The organism is Oleiphilus sp. HI0061 (genome assembly GCF_001635675.1).
Genome location: NZ_LWFE01000318.1, coordinates 1 through 630, shown reverse-complemented (window position 1 = coordinate 630; position 630 = coordinate 1). Strand labels below are relative to the sequence as shown.

Annotated in this window: 2 protein-coding genes; one reads left to right on the top strand and one right to left on the bottom strand. The window is 42.2% G+C overall.

Annotated elements, in window-relative coordinates:
* The coding region (locus tag A3735_RS04105) for a methyltransferase (RefSeq protein ID WP_369820506.1) at positions 1–331 on the top strand (331 nt) is incomplete at its 5' end.
* Positions 332–363: 32 nt separating this feature from the next.
* On the opposite strand, the gene A3735_RS04100 is transcribed toward A3735_RS04105, so the two are convergent.
* Positions 364–609 carry a DUF6868 family protein gene (locus A3735_RS04100; RefSeq protein ID WP_068512097.1) on the bottom strand — a complete coding sequence of 82 codons (246 nt, stop codon included), beginning with the start codon at positions 607–609 and terminating at the stop codon, positions 364–366.
* Positions 610–630 lie beyond the last annotated feature (21 nt).

Here is a 630-nt window from a genome sequence, read left to right as displayed (position 1 = left end):
ACAACGAAATACCGAACTTAATAGCGACGCCGACATCACCTTTGAACGTATAGACTGGGCTAAAGATAATGATAGCTTAGGCCTTTTCGACCTGATCATTGGTAGCGATATATTATATGAAGACGAACACATTAGCTTATTAGCTAATTTCTTTGAAAGACACTCCAAGCCAACAAGTGAGGTCATTTTGGTAGATCCTGGGCGCGGCAAAAAAAACAAACTCAGCAAACGAATGATTGACTTTGGTTTTAGCTCAAGCCACTTTAAGCCTGAGCATACCGACTATTTAGAGGGCCAGTTCAAAGGCCATATTCTAAAGTTTTCACGCTAGCCGTAGGCTGCGCTACTCAGGTCAAAGCAGAGCTAATGCCACATAATCTTCAACGCAAGGTAGGGCGCAACAAAAAACACCAAAGTCATGACTTTGTACTGGCTTAGAAAGCTAAGATAAACAGGGGCCAGTTGCTTTTCCTCAAGATCAAACATCTTGCTGTGTATCGATGTAATGGCCTCTTTGAAAAATACCACCGCGATACTAGCCAGAGACAGATAAGCAAGATTAATCAAAACCGCCCAACCTAATAGTTCAGTAAGTTGCGTAATTGTCATCCCTCAGCCCTCCTATTACTT